Source organism: Paenibacillus faecalis, assembly GCF_900289175.1.
Lineage (GTDB): Bacteria > Bacillota > Bacilli > Paenibacillales > Paenibacillaceae > Paenibacillus_AQ > Paenibacillus_AQ faecalis.
On record NZ_LT985747.1, the window covers coordinates 1502459 to 1528713 of the forward strand.

Here is a 26255-nt window from a genome sequence, read left to right on the forward strand (position 1 = left end):
TATCACTTTACTACTCAATTGATAAAAAAGCAAGGGTATTTTAAAATTTAAACAAAACCATGGACCTAAATACTGTTCTTTCGTACATCGCTGTTGCAAACGACTCAGCGAGTCCCTCTATAATTATATAATCGCCTACCGTAACATCGCCATAATCCCAGTCAAAATAGGAAAATCGCAGATTATGATGAAACTCATGAGCAATGAGTGAAGGTATTCTCGGCTTATTGTAATCATTCGGATAAATCGCTATCGTGACATAACCCGGAATACCACCAAAACCGCAATAGCCGTTTTCTTTTTCCAGCTTTACAGGATCGGCAATATACATCCCGAAATGCAAATTATCCGCTTTGATCGCTAGACCTGACACTTCTGAAAAAGCAATACAGTCCGTCAAACTTTTTTTCGCCATATCAAGCGCCTTGATTTCTTGTAAATCCTTAAGTGCCTTTATAGCAGCATCCGTATGTTGGACATTTAAGTATCCCATCATTTGTGTAGCCATGACAACATCGTATCCACCTGGCTCCTTGGCCTTCATTGGAACATGAATGGTCCGCCCCATCTCTTCCAACGGCTTCATCATAGTATGTCTAAAAAAGTCCTCTCGCTTCTCATCCGGCAGCGACAGCATAGTTTCGTACTGGGTTACCATATCTTCTATCATCATTTTCATCGTAAAATCCCTCCTACGACCACCTTAAGCTATGACGCGGCGTAAAGGTCAATAGCCTATCAGGAAGGAAAAAGAGCATCCTCCTATTTATGGAAGACGCTCTTTCAACTCTGGTTATCTCGCCTTATTTCACACCAGCTAGACGTACTGCTCATGATAACTATAGCCATTTAGCGTAGTTGTTCGCTAATTGTTGTAGTTCATTCATGAAAAGACTTGCATGATATCCGTCGCACACTGAATGATGCACCTGTAATGAAACAGGTAATAAGGTTCGGCCGTCTTGGCAGAAATACTTACCTCCAATCACGATAGGCAATAAAATAATCACCATCGTTAAAGACGTTAATATTAAAGCCTGTGAAATGAACCCAAGGAATACTGGAAATCGGAAATGAGTTCCTTATAGCACCTGGTTTTATTTATGCACGTTAGTGTGCTGCACTGACAAGCGAATCTGTTTTCACCACAGCCTTAGGCAACATCAGCTCGAATCGCGTCGTTCCTCCTTCGGTGTCGAGAACGAGCCAGCCTCCGTGCTTTTCTACGATATGCCTTGCGATGGTCAGCCCAAGGCCCGTTCCGCCATCACTCTTTCTCGCCGCATCGCCTCGGACGAACGCTTCAAACACCCGGTCTCGGAGATGGTCGGGAATACCGACGCCGTTGTCAGCCACTTCGATTGACACCTTCGTGTCCCCATCAGTAAGTATTAATCGTACAGTCGTTTCTAGCGGATTGTATTTCAGCGCATTGGCAAGCAGATTGGAAACAGCACGATACAACAGCTTCCTGTTGAACGTAACAATCACTTCCTGTGAAGGAATATCGCAATCAAACACAAAATGCTTCTCCTCGAACAGGTCATAATAATCCACCGCCATCTCGCGTAGAAATTCAGCAAGGTCCGCAGCCTCCTTGACGACCGGATAGTCTGGGCTCTCCAGCTTTGACAGCTCAAACACGTCGTCAATCAGCTCGGCGACAAGCTGCGTTTTGTCGTGTATAAGCTTCATGGTCCGCAACTTTTTCGCTTCATCTTCAATCATCCCGAGCTGCAATGCCTTGGCGTAACCCTGAATCGTCGTGATCGGTGTCTTCAGGTCATGCGAAATATGAACAAGCATCTGCTGCTTGCTCTCCTCCAGCAGCTTGTTATCCTCCTGCGCCTTTTCCAATTTTTCAGCCATGGCGTTAAAACTCTCCTGGATTTGCGCCAGCTCATAATTCGCTTCGAAATGAAGCCTCTCGTAGTAGCGCCCACCAGCCACATTACGGATACCCTCTGCAATGGCGGTCAGCGGATTGGTCAGTCTAACTGCAGTCAGACGGCTGTACACGTACACGTTAATTCCGAACAGGACAATGAACAATAACCCTATCTCCAATATGGCGCCCCAGAAAAATTTGCGGTCGGCCGCCGTCAATTCGTCGATGCTCACCTCAAATTTAATTTTGTTTTTCGGCAGTTTGACAAGAGCGTATCTGAGCTGTCCGTCCTCTGAATGAAACGGGGCGATCGACGTGTGATAAGGATTTTCCTTTGTATCGTAAAATAATGTGTTCAGCTCTTTTTCCGAATACGCAGCCGGCTTGTCCAGCTTCTTCCCCTTCACTTCAATTACCCTCAATCGTTCATCGAGAATTTCCACCCACCCATACAGCGATTCAATCGTATCTGTCGGCATGTCCGCCGTATTCGCGCGAACGATCTCGCTCGCTTGCACCTGGGGGAGCTCCTGTTCAGCCAACCACTCATTTGTTCGCCAAACAAAAAAGAGCAGCAGCAAAAGCACACTTACACTCACCGTCAGCGAAAAGAAAATGTAGTTTCGAAGAAGCATGCCGAACAATTTTGATTTACGGCGCATGCAACTCCTCCTTCTTGGCGAACCGGTATCCAAGCCCACGAACGGTTTTCAAATAAACTGGCTCACGCGGCGAATCCTCTATTTTGTCCCGTAATCGACTGATTTGTACCATAATTGTGTTGTCGTCAGCAAAATACGGATCTGACCATACGCTTTCAAAAATTTGTTTTTTCGTATAAATTCGTCCTGGCTTGCTCATAAACAGCTTCAACAGCTTATATTCATTGGCGCTGAGCGCAATCGGCTCGCCCCGTTTATACAACATGCATGCTTCGTGATCGAGCGTCAGATCGCCTAGCTTTGTTTCGGTCATCTCCTCTTCAGCCCGCACTAGAGCAGGATTGTTGAACTCGTAGGTTCTCCGCAGTTGGGCCTGTATACGCGCGACCACTTCCAGCGGACTGAACGGCTTGGTTATAAAGTCGTCCGCCCCTAGGCCAAGCCCGGTAATTTTGTCGGTTTCCTGATTTTTGGCCGACACGACGATAACCGGCAGCTTTGAATGCATACGAATCCATTGCAGCAGCTGAAAGCCGTCGAGATGCGGCATCATGATGTCGATGACAGCCAAATCAATTGAAGACCTTGAGAACAGCTGGATTGCCGTCTGACCATCGTGCGCTTCAAGTACATCAAACTCTTTTTCGAGGAACAGCTTTAACAGCTCCACAATATCCGGATCGTCGTCAACTAGCAAAATCGTCTTGCGCATCGTGTCTCCCTCCCCTGTTATACGAATGGTTCGAGCCTTGCCAGCAATCTCCTGCAATGTAAGGTTATTTTAAGAATTGTGAAAGTCGGTAGAAAGAAAAGATCCATATAATAGGTTCTATCAGATATCTCGAGTTTTTGGCGCAGCGCGAACTAATAAAAGAAAGAGGTCTTGTCCATGGCAAATACAGAAATAACCGTAAAAGAATCGGCTAAAAAAAGATTTTCGTTGTTCAGCCACCTGTTTAAGCGTACAGCCCCTCTTACCCCAGGCTGGAAAGGAGCTTTCATTGCGCTCGCCTTCATTACGTTATGTGTTTATTTCGTGCAGGGATATTATTTTCTTGGGACCCGGGGGCCCATCGATTATTTAACCGGAACGTTCCTATTCCTGCTGGCGATCATTCTCGTTACCGGCGTTATTGCCGGTCTCTTCCACTGGGCAAAAAAGATGCCCTCTCGCTACATTTGGGTGGCGTTAGCCTCTTTCTGTTTACTGTTCATCAGCTTCGCTGGCCCGATGCAGCTGATGTTTCTGGTGACATTTTCGATCATTATTGCATTTTCCATTCTCGGTGCATTCCTCTATCGATGGATAACCGGAGCCTATCGTGAGGCTAAGAAAGTTTCAAAAGTGATTGCTGGCGTTGTTACTGCAGTGACATTCGGCATTGTCTGCATCGCCGGGTACTGGCTGTTAGATGACGGCAATGCGGAGCTGCCGAAGCCATACCGACTGCAAGCGATGAAGCCTGCGGACCGATATAAGACAACGATGGCGAACCCGGCGGAACAAGGTGCATTTAAAGTAAAAACTTTAACATACGGCAGTGAAAACAACTATCGCAAGGAGTTTAACGCAGAAGGGTCACTCATTACAAAGCAGGTGGACGGATCGTCTTTTGTAGATAATTGGTCCTCGATTCGTACACGCTCGTTCGGTTTTGGACCGGACGCGATGCCGCTAAACGGATTGGTCTGGTATCCTGAAGGTGAAGGGCCCTTTCCGCTTGTTGTCACTGTTCACGGCAATCATATAGCAACCGATTATTCTGATCCGGGCTATGAATATCTGGGCGAGCTGCTGGCAAGCCGTGGGTATATATTCGTATCGATCGACCAAAATTTCCTCAACACCTCTCCGTATGACGACATGTTTGTGGTAAAGGTGCTTAAGAATGAGAACCCGGCCAGGGGATGGCTTATGCTGGAGCATTTGAAGGTGTGGGACGAGTGGAACACAACCAAGGGCAACCCGTTATACGGCAAAGCGGACATGAGCAAGATCGCCCTGATCGGCCACTCCCGCGGCGGTGAAGCGGTATCGGTAGCCGCGGCTTATAATAAACTGCCGGCCTCTCCGGAAGACGGAAACATCAAGTTTAATTACAACTTTGGCATCCGTTCGATTATTTCTATTGCAGGCACCGATGGACAATACAAGCCTGCTGGTCAACCTACGGAACTTAAAGATATAAACTATCTGGCTATTCAAGGCGCACATGATATGGACGTCAACTCGTTTGACGGAGCAAGCCTGTACAGCCGCATCGGCTTTACAGAGGGCAGTGAATATTTTAAAGCGTCCGTATATATGTATGGAGCGAACCACGGGCAATTCAATACCGAATGGGGGGAAACGGATGGGGCCGGATTAGGCAACAAACTGTTTAATATAGCCCAGCTTATCCCGCAGGAAGAACAGCTGCAGGCGACAAAAGTGCTGATCTCATCTTTTCTGGATACAACGCTGAAAAAGAGTGACGAATACCGCACCGTCTTTCAAGACCTTGGTTACGCCCGGGAGTGGCTGCCGGACACGATGTATATCAGCAACTATATGGATGCAAATACGACAATCATCAGCAGCTTTGACGAGGACATCGATCTTGGCACGACAACCTTGGCCGGAGGACGGCTGATCGGAGAAGGACTAAAGGAATGGAAGGAAGAAAAGGTGGAGATGAAAAACATGACCGACCAATACAGCACAGTTTCTCTCGGATGGGATCGTGCATCGACTTCCGTTGTTCCCGAATATACGATGATTTTGCCGAATGACGGGCTTGATGTGTCCGATCATAACTCGATTGTGTTTTCCATGGCCAACGGGGATCGAGAGGTCGAGACTTCCGGCACGCACGCCCTCATTGACTTAACTATAAAAGTCGAGGACAAGGACGGCAATACCGCAGCCTTACCGCTAAGCAGTGAAGCTGCCTTATTGCCGATGCTCGAAGGTAACATTGTGAAATGGCCGTTCACTTCTTTCATGCCAACAAAAGAGCCGGTGTTCCAAAACTTTGCCTTCAAGCTATCTGATCTTAAAAAGGCAAACCCGGATTTTCAACCGGAACAGATAAGCAAAGTCAGCTTTGTGTTTGATCAAACAGAAAAAGGAACGGTGCTGATCCGAGACATTGGCATCCGCAACGACAAACCGTAACCTGACCTTTTTTGGAAAACAGCATTAAAAGCTCGGTCTAAAATCATTCCTCAAAGTCCGCTCAAACGCAAACAAAAACGCCAGATCAACTCTGGCGTTTTTCATATTGTTACGGTCATAAAAACATATGTAAGATAAATGCTGAACATTTCCCGCACATCGGATCACGATCTGCAGCGCCCATAGCTCGTACTGGGAGCCAAGCATGGTGTTGCAACTTACTCGGCTCGAACATACACTACCTTGCTTGCAGCTTGTCATCTGCTGATGGTCCGTAAAGTCCCGGCACCGGTATATCGATAAGCCGTAAGTATACTCCAAGCTGAGCACGATGATGGATCATGTGGTTTACTCCAAACGTACGCAGCGCATGCGCCCGCGGTTGTTGTTGAATAAGGGTCTCACCACGCCGAAGTGTCCATACTTCGCCTAAATACTCTTCTCCACTTTCAGATAGCAGCTTGCTGACCCGTGTAACTCTCTCATCATATTCCTCGATAATCGCTTCACGGCTCTTAAAAGGTTCCCGAGGTGGCGGTGCAGCTGCAAGATCAAATGCCGGATAACGAAGGATCGCTTCCTGCCAAATGAACAAATTAACGATATGTGTAGCCAATTCACCCACACTCATCGATCTCTCATGCGGCTTCCACGTTAAATGCTCCTCTGGAATACACTCCAGTATACGCCGCGTACCGGCAAACTCTTGCATAACATCACCAAGCATCAATTCCTTAACCATATTTCCCGCTCCTCTCTTGTACAGCACTAGATTGCCTTACCTCTAACGTTTATCAACCGTGATTGATTCCGCATAACGAGCCTGAAACAGCACCCTAAATCCCAGTTTCTTCTATTCTATAATAATGAAGAAGCCTGATTCAAATCTAACATTCAACTTGAAAAACATACGGTGCAGCTGCTTTTAACAAGCTTTCTACTCCACCCGGATGATATGGCATCAAAAGATTCGCCGTTTCAATATCCACCCATTTAACCTCGGCGATTTCGTTCTGATCAACTATCGTGATATCCCCTCCTGTAACTTTAACAGCAAATGTAATCATTAAACCGTGGTGTCCATGCTTTGTAAAAAAATGCTTCATTAACCGCAAGTATACTTCCCGCTTCAATAACCAATCCCGTTTCTTCCCTTGTTTCGCGAATAACAGCCTGTTCCAAGGTTTCTCCAATTTCAACAGCCCCGCCTGGCAGTGGCGAAGCAAACAGCCTTGTTAAAAATGCACTTTGCTTATCCTTCGCAATCAATAGTGCCGAAAACATCATTAAAAAGGCAAAACTAAATACAATCAAGCCCGGCGTTAAATTTTCAACTTTAAATGTATCGAGGGGGGCGTTCTTTTCAATTGTTGTGAACACGACTAAAAGCAAAAGCGGTAACGCAATGCCAAGAATAATGGAAAGCGGATCTCTAAAAATTTCTTTTCGATTTCTCCCTGCAAATGGACCAACCATTGCATAGTTTTCTATAAGATTTGCGACTACTTTTATTTTATTTTCATGTTTTTAACATATTTTTCACCTGGTTTTGACACCCCCCTAATTCAAAATCGGTACGCTTAACTGTGAAATACAAATGACATACAAAGGAGGAATTGTCGTGTACAAAAAGCTTAAAGTTTTAGTATTTCTGGCGATGGCGTTCACGCTGATTATGCCGGGAACAGCGATGGCAGCAGGTAAGGGAGAATCCAAGGGCAAGGATAACCCGATCAAAGTTATGAGCTACAACTTGCGTTACGCAAGCAGCTCAGGTGAAAACTCCTGGGACGTACGCCGTCCGGTCATGGCCCAGCTGTTAAACAAGGAAAAACCGGATATTATGGGCATTCAGGAAGGCCTCTATCACCAACTGAAAGACCTTCATGCCGACTTGCCACAGTATGACTGGATCGGAATCGGCAGACAAGGCGGCAGCAAAGACGAGTATACCGCTGTATTTTACAACAAAAACAAATTCGAACCGCTCGAATACGACTACTTCTGGTTGTCCGACACACCCAATGTCATCGGTTCAAAAACGTGGGGCAATGATATTACACGCATGGTAACCTGGGTAAAGTTTGAAGATAGGAAGACAAAACAGCAATTCTACTTCATGAACACTCATTTTGACCATATATCCGTTCCCGCAAGAGAAAAGAGCGCTGAATTGATTCTTGAAAAAGTAAAAGAACTGAACCCGCAGCTTCCGGTTATCCTCGCAGGCGACTTTAATACCGCACTGGGGACGAAACCATATCAGACGTTAATCAGTGAAGGTTTTGCAGATACAATGTTGGCAGCAGAGAATCGGATCAATGAAAATCTCGGAACCTTTAACGGGTTTAACGATCCTTCCGGCGGAAATCGGATTGACTGGATTATGGTCAAAGGAAATATATCCGTGAAAGAAACAGAAATAAATAATTTCTCGAAAAATGGCCAGTATCCAAGCGATCATTTTCCAGTCATCTCGACACTCATAATCGAGCCGCACCCATCTCGGTAGTGAGCCGGCAGCACATATACAGAGATGAGTCTCTTCATAACAATCATTGGGCAGTAATTAAAAAGCTCCGATAGCCAAAACGGACTAGCGGAGCTTTTTGCTGTATGAAAAACACGGTCTAAATGCGGAAAAGAGGAAAATGTCGTTTCTTTCTTTCCATATATTGAGGTACACTTATATCGTTAAATAAGACTGATAAACGGAGAATTTCATGAGACATTTTACAAAAGACACAGCGAGAAAAATATTATCCAATGAAATTAGTGTGGAAACATTATTGGAACAGTATCCTGAATACCAAAACGAAGTATTACAAGAGATCAATAAATTAAAGAGCAACAACAATGAATCAAATTTAATTCACGCCATTATGGACAAATATACGGCAAATGCAAAGATAGCTAAAAATAAAATGATGAAAAGCGGTTTAAATGAAAAAACAGTTAATGTGTTTCTGCCTGAAATTATAAAAGCCCGATTCGCCATTTATTTACTGGAAAAATTAAATATCGCCGCTTCTTCAAAAACGACTGCCAAAAATGTACGGTTCAACCTTTGGGACGGTACGATATTACAAAAACTTTTATTCAAGAAAGACTTTGAAAGAAAGCCCGTGTCACTTGGCTTATTCAAATTTTGTTGGAGATTGGTGAGGAATAAAAAGATTTTGATGCCCCTTGTTAATAAAAAAGGGATCTATTGTTTCTATTCAAAAGCTTTAATCCAAGAGCTCTCAATTTTAATCGAGGGAAAAAAATGCGTTGAAATCGCAGCCGGAGACGGTACCTTAACCCAATTTTTAAATGACAAAGGCATGAACTGCATAGCTACCGATGACTACAGCTGGGAACAATATATTACATATCCAAGCTTTGTTGAAAAAGCAGATGCAAAGACCGCTCTGAATAAATACAACCCGGAAGTCGTCATTTGCTCTTGGCCCGTACCAAAAAACTCGTATGAAAAACACGTTTTCAACACCGATTCCGTTGATTTATATATCGTGATTGGAACAAAAGATCCTGCATATACAGGCGACTTCGATACTTATTATAGCGTCGATCATTTTTCTATGGAACAAAGCGATCATCTGGCTTCTTTAATCTTGCCCCCTTCACCTCAAAATGCTGTTTATATTTTTAGACGAATAAAAAAAGGGCGCGGCTGACCATGCAAAAGGGACTGATTCCTATCTTGCCGCGTCCCTGTCTTCTTCTCTCGCATCCATCATTTTATTTATTCATCCTCTGCATCCTGCTGTTGCTTCACCCTTAAACGATATACATAAACCAGGGGTACAAGACCACAAATAAAAAGAATAATTCCTAACAGCAAGCCTTCTGTCCCTTCAAGATTGGGTGTGTTTGACGTGAGATATGCAGTCCCTGCTGCAACAGCAGCTAGTACTAGAACGCTCATAGCCAATGATTTTCTCGGATTTCTGATTTGTTCATGTTCAACGCTAAGACTCATTGATAAATAAGCATTAACAACTCCTGTTAAAATAAATACAAGCCAAAGCGGATTATCCCGCATCCCTTCAAAGCCACTTTGAAAAAACTCAAATCCAAGAATAAAAATAATCCCGATGGTCTGGACAATATAAGCAATTTTAATATGTTTTAAATTTCTTAAAACAAGCCGCTCATCTGTAATTTTCCTCATGTAAAATCCTCCTCATCCATCCAAAATAATTCATCCAACGTTGAATTTAATGCATAGCAAATTTGCAAACATAACTTTAAAGAAGGGTTATATTTCCCTTTCTCAATAAGACTGACCGTTTGTCTCGTTATGCCAACCAGATCAGCGAGCTGTTGTTGTGTCAGATCTGTTTTTACACGGGCTACCTTTACATGATTTTTCATATGACCACTCCTACACTCAATGTAACATATATATTCCATTATGTAAAATATAAATTACATAAAATATGTATGAATGAACAACTCAGATCACACCTGCTTTAGGACCATTACTTCTGTATTCCATTATTTGTTTTTTGCACTTGTCTTTGCCCTTAGGGGAAGGTGTATAGTCGAATTGAATAAGAGTATCGATACTTCATACACGTGGTCTGTATAAAAAAGGGGAAATGAAGGTGACTTCTCATGCTATCGATTGGAGAATTCTCAAAAATATGCGGAGTTTCTACAAAAACGCTCCGGTATTATGATGAAATCGGTTTGATTCACCCGGATGAGATTAACCCTGAAAACGGTTATAGGTACTATTCCATTAGTCAGCTTAAAACCTTGCTCGTGATCAATCGTTTGAAATCTTATCTTTTTTCGCTGGAGGAAATCAAAGTCATTTTGGAATGGGGAGATGATCCATCTGAAGAGAAACTTTACTCTGCACTTCATCGCAAGAGAAAGGAAATACAGGAAAAGGTCACTGCTTTTGAATTCATCCTAAACCAAATGAGCCATGATATTTCAAATTTAGAACAAGGGCTCTCCTTAATATCACATCTGGATCATATCGAAATACAACTTGTTGAAACCCTGCCAATCAACATCCTGTATATGCGCCAGATGTTAAGCAGTGATGAATATGCTCAAGGCTATGGGATTTATTTCGCTAGGTTGTATGAAAAGATTGCTACTGAAAAACTCTCCTTGCTGGGTACACCCATGACGATCTATCACAGTCCTGAACACAATCCTGACGGCAATGATACAGAGTTTGCTATCCCTGTAAAAGAGTCGGTAAAAGGAACCCGAGATTTTCCCGGAGGTCTTTGTGCGAAATCTGTTTTAAACGGGGCCTATTCAGAATTGACATCGGTATATGCCAAGCTGATGGAATGGATCGACAAGGAAGAATATGAATTGGTGGGCTCACCCTATGAAATATATAGAACCGACCCTAATCAAGCTACTGCTGCGGAGGATATGGTGACCGATGTATATTTTCCAGTCAAGAAAAGATAATGTACAACTATAGCATGTGAGGTGTTGATCATGAAAAGAAGCGACGGACCCGCTACGGAGTGGCAATTCGCAGAACCGGAAACCTTGGGGATGAATCCGAAACAACTTTGGCAACTAGACGCGAAGATAAAATCGGAGTATAGCAACATCAACGGTATTGTCGTTGTGAGAAAAGGGTACATCGTCTTTGAATCATATTATAACGGATACGGCCCGGAAGACCCCCACCATGCCGCATCTGTCACCAAAAGTATAATATCGGCTCTCATTGGCATTGCCATAGACGCAGGGTATATCAAACATGTTGACCAGAAAGTGCTCGATTTTTTCCCCGAATATGTTTCCAATGCTATTGCGGATCAGCAAAAACAAGAAATCACCATACGCCATCTCCTCACCATGACTGCGCCCTATCCGTTTGAAGACTGGCACGAACCGCTGGACAAAATGTGTATGCAGCCTAACTGGGTCAAGTATACGCTAGCTATGTTAGGTGAAAAAGGAAAAATCGGAGCCTTTAAATATTCCACCGCAGGAGCACACCTGCTATCAGCCATCATCACCCGCAGCACAGGCCAAAGCGCTCGTGAGTTCGCTAACGAGCATTTATTTAGCCCGCTCGGTATGAAAGAGATCCCCGATCATGAGATGAAATCATATGGATTTGAAGATTTATTCGGAAAGGATGTGAAAGGATGGGTAAAAGATCCCCAAGGCCATTCTACTGGAGGATGGGGACTAACACTCACTCCCCGTGACATGGCACGCTTTGGTTTGCTATATGTAAACAATGGAATTTGGAACAATCATCCGATTGTTTCAAAGACCTGGATTCATGAATCAACATCGATGAATCCTAATAAATACGGTTATTTATGGTGGCTTCGCGAAGAAGACGGTGTCTTTGCATACTTAGCTATGGGAGACGGCGGAAATGTGATTTGCTGTATTCCAAAAAAAGACCTGGTCATAACCATCGCCTCTCAATTCAACATCCACCCCCGAGATCGATGGACACTGATTCAAGAATGTATTCTCCCGGCTGTAATCCATTAAAATTGTCTAGCACTAACTGCAAAATTTAGCTTATGCTCTGTTTTACTGAAAACATAAATTTTATAAGTAGTTCTTCTTGTTGTATAAATATTTGCCGTCTTTTGCTCCCCTGGGTCAAATGGGAATTCAACTAGTTCTGTACCGTCTCTATAAATTTTCATATAGATCTTTGCATTGCTATTATTTTTAACCCATACATTGGCATTCCTTCCATTTCAAGGATCAAGCACAAAAGTATTTTCATAGGCTGAATGACCGATATATGTAAATGGCGAAATCAGTTGGACATCCAAAGGAAAAATGACAGGGCCACCGCCTACTCCCGAATCTTCATTAACAGGAGGAATTTGAACGGAAGGCAACTCATTGGAAAAAGCTGTACTAAAGCCGCTTACCGAAAGAGCAAATGCCATTGGAATCAGGGCTAAACTCTTTAATATTTTAGACATTTTCATCTTCCCCTCTATAAAAGCCGACTCCCCACTATAAGGAATCGGCTTTTAAAAAAAGTTACATTAACAATCTCACTTCGGTTGAATGAACATCTAATGTTTTCAGGTTGCTTAATACTCATTCAGCTTTCTTGGCGTCTGAAAGGACGACATCTATTCCAAAATTCTATAGTATCTCTGAATTACCCTTATAAAAAAGGTGTCTTCATCTGGGAAAGCTTCGTTTCTAGCAGATCAAACTCTCGCTGCAGCACCTGTTCCAAGTCGTTAACGAGTCTGGAATAGATCGGATAATAAATCACCAGTGAATTGGAATATCGATTAGCAAATACCTCGTTTGTCGTCCGATAATGATTGGTACGCATCAGATTCTGTAATTCTTCATAGGTTAGTTCAAATGCCCCCTGAAAATTAACCGAAAGAACAGACGGGAGCCATGAATGCATTCGTTCTTCAACCTCACTAATCATTTCGATATAGTGGATATTTTGGTCTCTCTTTACTTTTTGAATCCGTTCCACATACTTCTGCATGTGCTCTTGTAATGTTCCAACTTCACCATCAATAAGGACTGGCAGCATATCAAGAAATTCCCCTAGAACATGTTTATAATCGCCGGACATATAGGAGCGGTCCTCCTGAAGAATGAATACCGGAATCCCGGATGAACCCTTAGGGACAAGACCGTTCTCCCTTGCAATGATCCCAATGGCATACATCAGCAAGTTCCAAGGCTTTTCCTTATACATATTCAAGAGATGAGGGCCCAATTTGATCATTGAAGCAACGGATTGATGCAATAGATTAGATGCATTATGCTCCTGATACCGATGGATTTCAAACATAAACTGCTCCATATGGATTACAGAAAATAATTCTTGCCGGTTGATCAGCATGTTGTTGCGGTGCTTCTCGGCGACATAATGACTGTAGCCTGGAACTTCTCCTGGGGCCTCCCTTGTGGAGAAATCGATTAGAGCCTTTTGGTGCTCAAACATTTCTTCCAAAATGGATGTACTCGTTTTATCCCACACACAGTGGTGTGCAACCACATGAACACTATGCTGCCGATCCGAGTCGCAAGTGACAATCATTTTAATGAGCAGGTCCTGTTGGCATTCGTTGATTGATATATGTTTCATGCTGTCGATCTGTTCATAAACCAATCGGGTCTCCTCTGGGCTGGTATAACGTAAATCTAGATAAGGTATATACCATGCCGAATTCCATTCATGCTCGAAAATCATCCCGCTGCCTGATTCGTTTTCGGCCAGATAGGAGCTTCTGAAGACGGACTGCTGCCGGACGATCCGCTGACAGGCTTCCATGACCCTTTCCTTGGACCATGAATCTTTTAATTTAATCGTTTCTTTAATGACTGTGCCCGTTGTACTGAGAAAAAGACGCTGCATGGCAGAAGGAACATATCGGCTTATAACCGATTGATGTACGTTCTGTTGAAAATGAACTAGATCAAGCAAAGCAACCGGATCCGGTCTCCATCCGTTTTGATCCCCGGAATTCGTCCGCATGCGATTATTGCTTACCATACTTCCCCCGGTACAATGCTCAATCACATCCTCCAGCTTACGGCGGAGCTCCCTAGCCAAGGCATGCATCTGCTCCTCATTACACTCGCTCCGCTCGTAGCTGATTCGCATCTGCAACCTTTTGTCCATCACCGCTCCATTCACCGAAATGGCTGTCCCGAATCGGTTCACCTCGGATACTTCTTCTCCCCGTGCTTGCTCACTTAGCTGCCATGGCCCTTCGTCGCTTTCCTGTCCGAACTCGCCCAGGTAGTTTAGCGTGACTTCCGGCTGCACTCCCGTCAGTTTCCGTTCCCCTAGCCAGTACAACACACCGTAGCCCATGCCCCGGTTCGGTATTTTTCGCAGCGTCTCCTTCGTATGCCGGATATCCTCCCGCATTCCCTCTCCCAAGCCGGAGATTGCCACCGGATAAACACTCGTGAACCAGCCAACTGTACGGTCAATCGCATACGGCTCGCCAATTCCTTCACGCCCATGCCCTTCCATCTGCAGCGACACGGTTTTCTGTCCAGTTACGGCCTGCATCGCCTGACCCAGGGCGGTGATCAACAGGTCGTTGATCTCTGTATGATAGGCTCCATTCGCCTGATACAGCAGCGCCTCGGTCTGCTCCACATCCAGGCTTACCTCTAGATGCCCAATTCCCTCGCCATTTCCGCGGCCGATCCAGTGCGCTCCGCCCTGCTGGATTCCTTCCTCCACGCTCTGCCAATATGACAACTCCTGCTTTAGCTCCTCACTCTCCCGATAACGTTCCAGCGCTTCGCTCCAGCCTTGATAAGACCCCGTCTTAGGCGGCAGCAGTACCTTCCCGTCTGTCTGAATAGCCTGGTAAGCCCGCTGTAAATCCTCCAGCAGAATGCGCCATGAAATCCCGTCAATGACCAGATGATGTACCACCAGCAGCAGGTAGTCCCGGTCACTGACGCGGAACACGGCCGCCTTTAGCAGCGGCCCTCCTGACAGATCCAGGCTGCGCTGAATCCGATCCGCTTCTACCTCCATGGCCATAACGCCATCTTCCTCGCGGCTGAGTCCTGTGTAATCATATACAGTTAGTTCATGGGCAAGCCCTGCGGCCAGGGGACGAATCTTCTGAACCCCATCGGTATATACGGCCCGCAGCATGTCATGATGCCCCGTCACTGCGCTCAGGGCCTGATCCAGACTGTTCAGATCAAGGCGTTCCTCAGTCTCCAGCAGGAAGGACTGATTAAAGTGATGCGGCTCTGCCATCCCTTCCTCAAAGAACTGTCGCTGAATCGGTGTGAGCTTCACGATGCCTGTAATCTCACCTTGCTCCGCCTGAACTCCGTTACTAGCCTTTACGTCTTCTCGCATGGAACGGATCGTCCGGCCCTGCATAATCGTGCGTACTCCGATGTCGTATCCGCGCTCGCGGAGCTTGGACAGAATCCGGATCGCTTTGATCGAATCCCCGCCCAAGGCGTAGAAATCATCGTCGATGCCGATCCGGTCCATCCCCAGCACATCGCTAAATACATCAACCAAGGCCTCCTCCAGGTTATCCCGCGGCGCGGTATACGCCTGAGAGGATGTACGATCCGGCTCAGGCAGCGCCTTTTTGTCCAACTTGCCGTTCCGGGTCAAAGGCAAACTCTCCAGCTGAACAACATAGGACGGAACCATATAGTCCGGCAGGCTCTGACGCAGGTTTTCCCGGATTTCTTCGGCGTCCAGTTCCACGCTTCCAACAACATAAGCGCACAGATAGTCGTCCGCTTCCTTTCTTAGCTGCACGGTGGCTTCTACCACGTTCTTCAGCTCCAACAGGCGGCTCTCTATCTCACCCAGCTCAATCCGGAAGCCCCTCAACTTCACCTGCTGATCCATTCTTCCCAAGTATTCAATGTTCCCGTCTGCCTTCCATCTTGCCAGGTCCCCTGTCCGGTACATCCATTCTCCCGGCCGATACGGATTTGCAACAAAGCTTTCCGATGTTCGTTCCGGCTGGTTCAGATAGCCCCGGCCGACGCCGGCTCCGCCCACACAAAGCTCACCAGGCACCCCGATTCCGCATAATCCACTTTCATTCATAATATATACCTGCGTGTTTGAAATCGGTTTGCCAATTGGCGTTTTGGACAGGCGGTTTGACCGATCCAGCGGATAATACGTAGTGAACGTGGTGTTCTCGGTTGGACCATACACATTGGTCAGTCTGACACCGCTCTTTCTTGCCAACAGCTGCTCTACATGCTCCTCCGAGGTAGCTTCTCCACCAAATAACAGCTGCTCCACCGAATCGAATATACCCGGCTCCAGACGAATCAGCTGGTTAAATAGCGCTGTGGTGATGAACATTAGGTTGATCCCATAGTCAATCAACACCTGCTTAAATTGGATCGGATCGGTCAGTGTCTCTTCCTCCACAAGGAACAGAGTACCTCCGTTCAGCAGCGCCCCCCATATTTCAAATGTCGAAGCATCAAAGGACAGCGACCCGGTCTGCAATATACGAGCATCCGTAAAGTCTGCATAATTCGTCTGCTTCACCAGACGGTTCACACTTCGGTGCTCAATCATGACTCCCTTTGGTTCACCCGTGGTGCCTGACGTGTAAATCAAGTAAGCTACGTCCCCTGCTTCCGCCGGGCCTGTTCCAAGCATCTCCACGGACATCGACGCCTCTTTCTCCGCAGCTCCCTTTTTTCCTCCAGCGAACGCCCCAAGGGATACTTGTACAACCTCAGCTTCATTCAGCATCGGCACTTTCTCTTCCCCGATCAGCACCACTTTCGCTCCACTGTCACCCAGCATGTATTTCACACGCTGCTCCGGATACTTCGGATCGATCGGCATATAGGCGCCACCAACCTTCAAAATTCCCAGGATGCCTACGATCGTGCTTACCTGCCGTTCCGCCATGATCCCAACGTATTCGCCACGCTTCACGCCCAATGCCTGCAACTGGCTTGCCAGCCGCCCGGAGCGCTCATGCAGCTCTCGATACGTTACTTGCTCTTCCCCTGAGACCACGGCGATCTTCTCCGGTGTATGAGTGACCTGATCTACGAACAAGTTCACCACACTCCGGTCGGATGGATAGGCCGTCTCTGTTGCGTTAAACTCGTTTAGGATCAGACTCATCTCCGCATCCTTTACCATACCGATCGTGCTCAGCCTCTGCCCCGGGTTATTCAATGCGTTCTTTAGCAGTTTTTCAAATTGCGCCGCCATCCGCTCCATCGTGTCTCTTCGAAACAGAGCGGTACAATATTCCCAATGAAGATCATAACCTTGCTCCGTCTCGAACATGCTCACGGTCAAATCGAACTTGGAGATCTCATGCTGATATTCCAGAGGTTCTAACATAGCACCGTCAAGATTCAACTTGGAGTTCTCATGATTCTGAAGTGCGAACATGACATCAAATATAGGATTTCTTGATAAATCACGCTGCCCCGCGAACTTTTCAACCAGTTGCTCGAACGGATACTCTTGATTATCATAAGCTCTCAAACATTTTTCCTTCAGCTGCATCACAAGATCATAAAACGTCAACTCTGCATCCAGATTGCCCCGGATTGCCAGTATATTTACGAACATCCCCAGCATCTGTTCCGTATCCGGATGAACCCGACCTGCAATCGGACTTCCGACAACGATTTCTTCTTGTCCGCTGTACCTGCTAAGGAGCAGCATAAATCCCGACAAAAGAATCATGTAATCCGTTGCTCCTGTTGTTCTGGCCAGATCCCAAACCGCTTGTTTCAATGATTGATCTAACGAGTAGTTTATACTGCTACCTGCATAACTTTGTTCCTTCGGACGCGGCTCGTCTGTAAGCAGTTCCAGCACAGGAATATCCCCTGCAAACTCGCTTGCCCAGTATTCTTCCTGTTCATCCAGATTCCTTTTATTTTGCCAACAGCTATAATCTTTATATTGAACACCAAGCTCCGGAAGGGATTGGCCGTTATATAGGCATGCCAGATCATGCAGCAGAATCCCTACAGAACCGCCGTCATAAATAATATGATGGAAATCCAACATAAAGATGGCTTCATTTTCGTGAAGCTGCTTCACTTTTGCACGCATTAAAGGAGCCTTGGCCAAGTCAAATGGCCGTATAAATGCCTTCATCGAATCGTGTACAGATTCTTCTTGGTCTGCTTCATATTCCAGCTCTATACATACGTGATCTGCTATCAGCTGTACGGGTTCACCGTTATGAATCATAAAGCTTGTCCTCAATGGTTCATGCCGATCAGTCAGTTTTTGTAGTGCACTCTCCAACCTTGTTATATCCAGCTTTCCTTGAATTTTCATAAACTCCGGCATATTATAAGTGATACTTCCACCTTGCATACGGTTAATAATGTACAGTCTCTTTTGGGCTGAACTCATGCTGTAGCACTCTTGTACAGGCTGTACAGGTATGGGAGTATACGTACTCACTGCTGCAACATCTTTTACTTGCTTGGCAAGCATCTCGACGGTTGGATAGGCAAATATATCACGAACAGACAATCGGGTACCCAATCGGCGTTCCAGCGAATTGACCAATCGGGTTGTTCTCAAGGAGTGGCCTCCCAGTTCAAAAAAATGATCATGCACTCCTATAGGATGCACTCCTAATATTTCTTCAAAAGCGTCTGCAATACATTGCTCAATGGCATCACGCGGTGCCTCAAGGTGTTTTTTACTTTGCATCTGCGTCTCAGGCAGCGCCTTTTTGTCCAACTTGCCGTTTCGGGTCAAAGGCAGGCTCTCCAGCTGAACAACATAGGACGGAACCATATAGTCCGGCAGGCTCTGACGCAGGCTTTCCCGGATTTCTTCGGCGTCCAGTTCCACGCTTCCAACAACATAAGCGCACAGATAGTCGTCCGCTTCCTTTCTTAGCTGCACGGTGGCTTCTACCACGTTCTTCAGCTCCAACAGGCGGCTCTCTATCTCACCCAGCTCAATCCGGAAGCCCCTCAGCTTCACCTGCTGATCCATTCTTCCCAAGTATTCAATGTTCCCGTCTGCCTTCCATCTTGCCAGGTCCCCTGTCCGGTACATCCATTCTCCCGGCCGGTACGGATTTGCAACAAAGCTTTCCGATGTTCGTTCCGGCTGGTTCAGATAGCCCCGGCCGACGCCGGCTCCGCCCACACACAGCTCACCGGGCATCCCGATTCCGCATAATCCACTTTCATTCATAATATATACCTGCGTGTTCGAAATCGGTTTGCCAATTGGCGTTTTGGACAGACGGTTTGACCGATCCAGCGGATAATACGTAGTGAACGTGGTGTTCTCGGTTGGACCATACACATTGGTCAGTCTGACACCGCTCTTTCTTGCCAACAGCTGCTCTACATGCTCCTCCGAGGTAGCTTCTCCACCAAACAACAGCTGCTCCACCGAATCGAATATACCCGGCTCCAGACGAATCATCTGGTTAAATAGCGCTGTGGTGATGAACATTAGGTTGATCCCATAATCAATCAACACCTGTTTAAATTGGATCGGATCGGTCAGTGTCTCTTCCTCCACAAGGAACAGAGTACCTCCGTTCAGCAGCGCCCCCCATATTTCAAATGTCGAGGCATCAAAGGACAGCGACCCGGTCTGCAGTATACGAGCATCCGTAAAGTCTGCGTAATTCGTCTGCTTCACCAGACGGTTCACACTTCGGTGCTCAATCATGACTCCCTTTGGTTCACCCGTGGTGCCTGACGTGTAAATCAAGTAAGCTACGTCCCCTGCTTCCGCCGGGCCTGTTCCAAGCATCTCCGCGGACATCGACGCCTCTTTCTCCGCAGCTCCCTTTTTTCCTCCATCGAATGCCCCAAGGGATACTTGTACAACCTCAGCTTCATTCAGCACCGGCACTTTCTCTTCCCCGATCAGCACCACTTTCGCTCCACTGTCACCCAGCATGTATTTCACCCGCTGCTCCGGATACTTCGGATCGATTGGCATATAGGCGCCGCCAATCTTCAAAATTCCCAGGATGCCTACGATCGTGCTTACCTGTCGGTCCGCCATAATCCCAACGTATTCGCCACGCTTCACGCCCAATGCCTGCAACTGGCTTGCCAGCCGCCCGGAGCGCTCATGCAGCTCTCGATACGTTACCTGCTCTTCCCCTGAAACCACAGCGATCTTCTCCGGTGTATGAGTGACCTGATCTACGAACAAGTTCACCACACTCCGGTCGGATGGATAGGCTGTGTCTGTTGCGTTAAACTCGTTTAGGATCAGACTCATCTCCGCATCCTCGATCAGTACGATCTCCTGCACAGTGATATCAGGATTCCTAATCATCTGAACAAGTACGGTTCGAAGGCTGGCCAAAATTCTAGCAGCTTCCTGCATGCCGTACCTGCTAACATCGTACATAAGGGCGAACTCCAGCAGCTTTCCTTTAAATGCTAGTAATGTAAGCGGATAATTAGTCTGCTCTCTTGCCTCCAGCATGGATAAAGTATTGCCATGATCATCGCTGCCGGCCTGTTCAAAATAATTCTCGAATGCGACCATCGTCTGAATCAACTGGCTTCCCTGTTCATGCTGACTCTGGATGTCAGCCAGTGAGCAATAGTCATGTTCTGCACTTTGCAGGGCTTGTTGCTGCAATGTTACGAGCAAGTCACCGATTGCAGCCTGATCTGCTGATTGGATGCGTACCGGAATCATATTAATGAAGAGGCCGATCATCTCCTCAATGTTAGGCAGATCTACATTCCGGCCTGATACAATCTTGCCAAATACGGCATCAACAGCATTGTTATATTTCTGCAAAACGATTCCCCAGGCAGCTTCAACAATCGTATTAACGGTCACACCATATGTCGAGCACAGATTTTCGATCCCTGCCGTTTCGGAGGAAGACAGCCGGAGTTCCACCCGGGCGGACTCTTCTCCTCCATCTTCTCCATCCGGTTGGCCTTCAGCATCAATACCGGAATAACCGTCATAATCTTCAAGCAGATCTCTCCAGTAGTTCAGTGAAGAGGTTTTATTTTTCCCATCTATTAAACGGACGTATTCTTCATATGGAGTTGGAAGAACAATGGCACGTCTCACTTCCTCGGTGCTTTTTCCCTCTATAATCTCTGTGTAAAACTGAATCAAGTCGTTCAACAAAATCGACATGCACCAACCATCCATGATGATGTGATGAAAGGTCAACAGCAGTCTTGTATCATCTTCTTGAAGTTGTACCGAAGCGACCCGAAGCAAGCTGTCATGCTCTAGGCTAAAGCCGCGTTTGACATCTTCCTTCATGAGCTGCTCAAGCACTCCAAGAGCATGCTCTGCTCCAGACAGATCCAGATGAGTATATTCCACGGGCCTCTGCTCGAACAGAACCTGTCTCGGGACACTGACATGAGTATGAATGATGCTTGTACGCAACACCTCATGCTTGGCGGAAAGCAATTGAAGACTTTCTCTCAAAGCGTTCTCGTTCAACCTGCCTTCCATCTGATACACAATTTGGACAACATAGCTGCTTGAGTCAGGGGCGGACAATTTATGATACAGCATACCTTCCTGTAACGGAGTTAGTGGATAGATTCGCTTCACAACATATCCCTGTTCATAAACACGATGTACTACATCAGTGAATTCCCGGTCACTCCAGTTCCTTTCCCCAAAATCCGAAGCAGTATGCTCTGCTTCCTTCTTCGAGACACAATGCTCAATCACATTCTCCAGCTTACAGCGGAGTTCCCTAGCCAAGGCATGCATCTGCTCCTCATTACACTCGCTCCGTTCGTAGCTGATTCGCATCTGCAACCTTTTGTCCATCACCGCTCCATTCAGCGAAATGGCTGTCCCGAATCGGTTCACCTCGGATACTTCTTCTCCCCGTGCTTGCTCACTCAGCTGCCATGGTCCTTCATCGGTTTCCTGTCCGAACTCGCCCAGGTAGTTTAGCGTGACTTCCGGCTGCACTCCCGTCAGTTCCCGTTCCCTTAGCCAGTACAACACACCGTAGCCCATGCCACGGTTCGGTATTTTTCGCAGCGTCTCCTTCGTATGCCGGATATCCTCCCGCATTCCCTCTCCCAAGCCGGAGATTGCCACCGGATAAACACTCGTGAACCAGCCAACTGTACGGTCAATCGCATACGGCTCGCCAATTCCTTCACGCCCATGCCCTTCCATCTGCAGCGACACGGTATTCTGTCCAGTTACGGCCTGCATCGCCTGACCTAGGGCGGTGATCAACAGGTCGTTGATCTCTGTATGATAGGCTCCATTCGCCTGATACAGCAGCGCCTCGGTCTGCTCCACATCCAGGCTTACCTCTAGATGCCCAATTCCTTCGCCATTTCCGCGGCCGATCCAGTGCGTCCCGCCCTGCTGGATTTCTTCCTCCACGCTCTGCCAATATGACAACTCCTGCTTTAGCTCCTCACTCTCCCGATAACGTTCCAGCGCTTCGCTCCAGCCTTGATAAGACCCCGTCTTAGGCGGCAGCAGCACCTTCCCGTCTGTCTGAATAGCCTGGTAAGCCCGCTGTAAATCCTCCAATAAAATGCGCCATGAAATCCCATCAATGACCAGATGATGTACCACCAGCAGCAGGTAGTCCCGGTCGCTGACGCGGAACACGGCCGCCTTTAGCAGCGGCCCTGCCGACAGATCCAGGCTGCGCTGAATCCGATCCGCTTCTACCTCCATGGCCATAACGCCATCTTCCTCGCGGCTGAGTCCTGTGTAATCATATACAATGAGTTCATGGGCAGCCCCTGCGGCCAGGGGACGAATCTTCTGAACCCCGTCGGTATATACGGCCCGCAGCATGTCATGATGTCCCGTCACTGCGCTCAAGGCCCGATCCAGACTGTTCAGATCAAGGCGTTCCTCAGTCTCCAGCAGGAAGGACTGATTAAAGTGATGCGGCTCTGCCATCCCTTCCTCAAAGAACTGTCGCTGAATCGGTGTGAGCTTCACGATGCCTGTGATCTCACCTTGCTCCGCCTGAACTCCGTTACTAGCCTTTACGTCTTCTCGCATGGAACGGATCGTCCGGCCCTGCATAATCGTGCGTACTCCGATGTCGTATCCGCGCTCACGGAGCTTGGACAGAATCCGGATCGCTTTGATCGAATCCCCGCCCAAGGCGTAGAAATCATCGTCGATGCCGACCCGATCCATCCCCAGCACATCGCTAAACGCATCAACCAAGGCCTCCTCCAGGTTATCCCGCGGCGCGGTATACGCCTGAGAGGATGTACGATCCGGCTCAGGCAGCGCCTTTTTGTCCAGTTTTCCGCTCCGGGTCAAAGGAAGACTCTCCAGCTGAACAACATAGGACGGCACCATATAGGCCGGCAGGCTCTGACGCAGGTTTTCCCGGATTTCTTCGGTGTTCAGTTCCACGCTTCCGACAACATACGCGCACAGATAGTCGTGACCGGTCGCATCTGCTCTTACGATGACCGAAGTATCCTGAATGGAATCAAGCTCTCGCAGACGGCTTTCAATCTCGCCAAGTTCTACACGAAATCCTCTTATCTTCACTTGGTCCCCTGTTCTTCCCAGGTATTCAATCGTGCCATCCGGTCTCCAGCGAGCGAGGTCTCCTGTACGATATATACGCCCATCTTGGCGATAAGGATCTGATATAAACTGGTCCGAAGTCAAATCAGGACGGTTCAGATATCCTCTTGATACCCCGGCTCCACCAATACATAGCTCACCCGGAACCCCATATCCGCATAACCAATCTCCCTGAAGAATGTAAATCTGAGTATTCCAGAGAGGTTTTCCAATCGGGATTGTAACAGTATAATGATCCGAAAGCTGCAATGAAGTCGCGCAGACTGTCGCCTCTGTAGGCCCATAAAGATTGATCAATCGCTCTGCCCCGTTTCCTGTTAACCGGGTATATTTAGCCAGCAATTCCGGAGTTAGCGCCTCTGCGCCCAAATAGATCTTTTGAAGCGACATGAACTGATCTTGTTTATGATGCGTCTCGGCGTACTCCAGCAGTGCCCTGAACGAAGACGGGACAATAAGCGCATGGCTGACTTGTCTCGCTGCTATCAGTTGCAACAGCTCACGGGGGTCTTTGTTTTGCCATTCCGAAGCCATGATGAGCCTTCCCCCAGCCAGTCCAACCGAAAATATCTCCCACACCGATGCATCAAAAATATAAGTTGATTTCTGGAGCATCACACTGTTCTCGTCCATGTCCCCCTGAGCACGCTGCCAAGCAGCTAGGTTCACTAAGCTTTTATTCTCAATCAGGACGCCTTTAGGCTGTCCGGTAGTCCCGGAAGTGTAGATGACATAAGCCAGGTGTTCAGGCCCTGCGGCAGACGGCAGATTCTCGTCCATCGACTCCGTTACTTCCATCAAATCTATCATATGCAGCCCGTTCATACCGTTTATCATCGTTGTAACCTTATCCGTACCTTGAGTGAACACAACATGGCTTGCCCCGCTGTCCTCGAGGATAAAACGAATACGTTCAAGCGGTTGTTCCGGATCGATCGGAAGATAGGCTCCTCCTGCCTTCAGAATGCCATAAATTCCAATCATCATCTCAATGGATCTCTCGGCGATCAATCCAACGATCCGATCCGGACCTACTTCCTTCGCTCTTAACCGAGCACCAACAGCATTAGCTCTTGCATTCAATTCCCGATAGGTAATCGTTTGTCCTTCGTATTCAACTGCAATATGATCGGGTACTCTAGCAGCCTGTTCTTCAAACAAACGAATCACGCTCTTATCACTCGGATACTCCATATCGGTAGCATTGAATTTATTTAATATAGCTTCACGTTCCAAGGTCGTTATCATCTGAAGCTCAGCAAGCGGGCGATCAGGATGGGAAAGCGCTTCAAATATTAACTGATTGAAGTGCTGCGCCATATGCTCGATCGTTTCTTGAAGGAACAGTTCCTTGCAGTATTCCCAGTTCAAGGTGTAACCGTCTTTTGTTTCTTCCACACTGACGGTAAGGTCGAATTTGGCGACAGTAAAGTCAATATCCATTGGACTTAGTTTAGCTTCTCCAAAAGCCAGTGTACCTTCCTCACTGTTCTGAAGTACAAACATGACGTCAAATATCGGGTTTCGTGAAGGATCCCGTTCTACCCCCGATTTCTCTACCAAAAACTCGAACGGATACTCCTGATTTTCATAAGCCATAAAGCATGTGTCTTGAATCTGATTTAAAAGCGTGCGGAACGTCATTCCGTCCCGAATGTCTCCCCTGATCGCAAGTGTGTTCACAAACATCCCCAGCATCTGCTCTGTGTCCGGGTGCACGCGTCCGGCAATCGGGCTTCCAACAACAATACTTTCCTGCTGGCTGTAGCGACTTAGCAAATACATGAAGCAGGATAACAAAATCATGTATTCTGTCGCACCGCTTGACTGACTCCACTGCTTCACCATAGCCTTAATCTCAAGATTCAGAAAAGCTGGAACGCTACACCCTTTATAGCTCTGCTGCTGGGGCCTTGGATAATCTGTTTTCAAATCCAGCACCGGTACCTCTTCCGCGAACTGTCCCAACCAATAGCTCTCCTGATCCTGCATATCTCTTGCGTTCTGCCAGGAGCTGTAATCCTTGTATTGAATCCGAAGCGGCGGAAGCTTTTCCCCATTGTAAAGCTGTGACAGATCGCCGAGCAGAACGCTTTTGGAACCGTCATCAAAAATAATATGATGGATATCCAACATAAGAATGATCTCATCCGCTGTAATCCGCACAGCCTTAGCCCGCATAAGCGGGGCTTGACTTAATTCAAACGGCTTGACAAAATCCCTGAACATTCCCGAAATTTCTTCCTCAGCGCCGTCAACACATTCAAGATTAAATTCCACCTCATCCTCAACTACCTGCAGGAATTTATCTTTATTGTGTACGAAACGGGTTCTTAAAAGTTCATGTCGAGCACACAGCTCCCTAAAAGAATATTGCAAACGATCTACATCCAATGCTCCCTTGATTCTCCAAAGCATCGGCACATTATAAATAATGCTGTCTTTGTTCATTTCACTGATGACAAACATTCTTTTCTGGGCAGAACTCATTCGATATTTTTTACTCAT

15 protein-coding genes and 1 pseudogene are annotated in these 26255 nt (G+C 46.9%); 5 read left to right on the plus strand and 11 right to left on the minus strand.

Annotation, left to right across the window (positions count from 1 at the left end; all coding sequences use genetic code 11):
- Positions 1 to 40 precede the first annotated feature (40 nt).
- The 4 genes and pseudogenes from C8268_RS07310 to C8268_RS07325 form a co-directional block, all read right to left on the minus strand.
- Entirely contained in the window at positions 41 to 679 is a 639-nt protein-coding gene (locus C8268_RS07310; RefSeq protein WP_199794820.1) for a DUF2268 domain-containing putative Zn-dependent protease, read from the minus strand.
- A gap of 160 nt (positions 680 to 839) precedes the next feature.
- Positions 840 to 1080 (minus strand): annotated as a pseudogene (locus C8268_RS07315) (CatA-like O-acetyltransferase); the annotation flags it as partial.
- Between the two features lie 30 nt (positions 1081 to 1110).
- Entirely contained in the window at positions 1111 to 2550 is a 1440-nt protein-coding gene (locus tag C8268_RS07320) for a sensor histidine kinase (RefSeq protein WP_106767060.1), read from the minus strand.
- Positions 2540 to 3262: a response regulator transcription factor gene (locus C8268_RS07325; protein WP_106767061.1), complete on the minus strand. Its 723-nt coding sequence runs from the start codon at positions 3260 to 3262 to the stop codon at positions 2540 to 2542. Before C8268_RS07325 ends, C8268_RS07320 begins: the two co-directional genes overlap by 11 nt.
- Positions 3263 to 3439: 177 nt before the next feature.
- On the opposite strand from C8268_RS07325, the gene C8268_RS07330 reads away from it, so the two are divergent.
- Entirely contained in the window at positions 3440 to 5707 is a 2268-nt protein-coding gene (locus C8268_RS07330) for a poly(ethylene terephthalate) hydrolase family protein (RefSeq protein ID WP_106767062.1), read from the plus strand.
- A 238-nt stretch (positions 5708 to 5945) separates the two neighbouring features.
- Here the strand turns inward: C8268_RS07330 and C8268_RS07335 are convergent, their stop codons facing one another.
- From C8268_RS07335 to C8268_RS23515, 3 genes are all read right to left on the minus strand, one after another.
- The gene (locus C8268_RS07335; RefSeq protein WP_106767063.1) at positions 5946 to 6449 is read right to left on the minus strand and encodes a DinB family protein; all 504 of its coding nucleotides are present in this window, start codon (positions 6447 to 6449) and stop codon (positions 5946 to 5948) included.
- Between the two features lie 145 nt (positions 6450 to 6594).
- Positions 6595 to 6774 carry an NUDIX hydrolase gene (locus tag C8268_RS22920; protein WP_199794821.1) on the minus strand — a complete coding sequence of 60 codons (180 nt, stop codon included), beginning with the start codon at positions 6772 to 6774 and terminating at the stop codon, positions 6595 to 6597.
- Positions 6755 to 7183 (minus strand): NUDIX hydrolase, encoded by a 429-nt coding sequence (locus C8268_RS23515; protein WP_199794822.1) that lies wholly within the window; start codon positions 7181 to 7183, stop codon positions 6755 to 6757. Before C8268_RS23515 ends, C8268_RS22920 begins: the two co-directional genes overlap by 20 nt.
- Before the next feature lie 145 nt (positions 7184 to 7328).
- Between C8268_RS23515 and C8268_RS07345 the strand changes: the two genes are divergently transcribed.
- A complete protein-coding gene (locus C8268_RS07345) occupies positions 7329 to 8219 on the plus strand; it encodes an endonuclease/exonuclease/phosphatase family protein (protein ID WP_234032692.1) in 891 nt (296 codons plus the stop codon).
- A 211-nt stretch (positions 8220 to 8430) separates the two neighbouring features.
- Positions 8431 to 9387, plus strand: coding sequence for a class I SAM-dependent methyltransferase (locus tag C8268_RS07350; RefSeq protein ID WP_106767065.1), 957 nt, complete (start codon positions 8431 to 8433; stop codon positions 9385 to 9387).
- A gap of 68 nt (positions 9388 to 9455) precedes the next feature.
- Here C8268_RS07350 and C8268_RS07355 read toward each other — a convergent pair whose 3' ends face one another.
- Both C8268_RS07355 and C8268_RS07360 read right to left on the minus strand, forming a co-directional pair.
- Positions 9456 to 9884, minus strand: a complete 429-nt coding sequence (locus C8268_RS07355) for a hypothetical protein (protein ID WP_106767066.1) — start codon at positions 9882 to 9884, stop codon at positions 9456 to 9458.
- Positions 9881 to 10087, minus strand: coding sequence for a helix-turn-helix transcriptional regulator (locus C8268_RS07360; RefSeq protein WP_106767067.1), 207 nt, complete (start codon positions 10085 to 10087; stop codon positions 9881 to 9883). Before C8268_RS07360 ends, C8268_RS07355 begins: the two co-directional genes overlap by 4 nt.
- A gap of 243 nt (positions 10088 to 10330) precedes the next feature.
- Between C8268_RS07360 and C8268_RS07365 the strand changes: the two genes are divergently transcribed.
- The gene (locus C8268_RS07365; RefSeq protein ID WP_106767068.1) at positions 10331 to 11155 is read left to right on the plus strand and encodes a MerR family transcriptional regulator; all 825 of its coding nucleotides are present in this window, start codon (positions 10331 to 10333) and stop codon (positions 11153 to 11155) included.
- Between the two features lie 30 nt (positions 11156 to 11185).
- A complete protein-coding gene (locus C8268_RS07370; RefSeq protein ID WP_106767069.1) occupies positions 11186 to 12211 on the plus strand; it encodes a serine hydrolase domain-containing protein in 1026 nt (341 codons plus the stop codon).
- A 215-nt stretch (positions 12212 to 12426) separates the two neighbouring features.
- Here the strand turns inward: C8268_RS07370 and C8268_RS07375 are convergent, their stop codons facing one another.
- Both C8268_RS07375 and C8268_RS07380 read right to left on the minus strand, forming a co-directional pair.
- Complete coding sequence (locus C8268_RS07375) at positions 12427 to 12660, minus strand: hypothetical protein (protein WP_106767070.1); 234 nt, start codon at positions 12658 to 12660, stop codon at positions 12427 to 12429.
- 191 nt (positions 12661 to 12851) lie between these two features.
- Positions 12852 to 26255, minus strand: coding sequence for a non-ribosomal peptide synthetase (locus tag C8268_RS07380; protein WP_106767071.1), 13404 nt, complete (start codon positions 26253 to 26255; stop codon positions 12852 to 12854).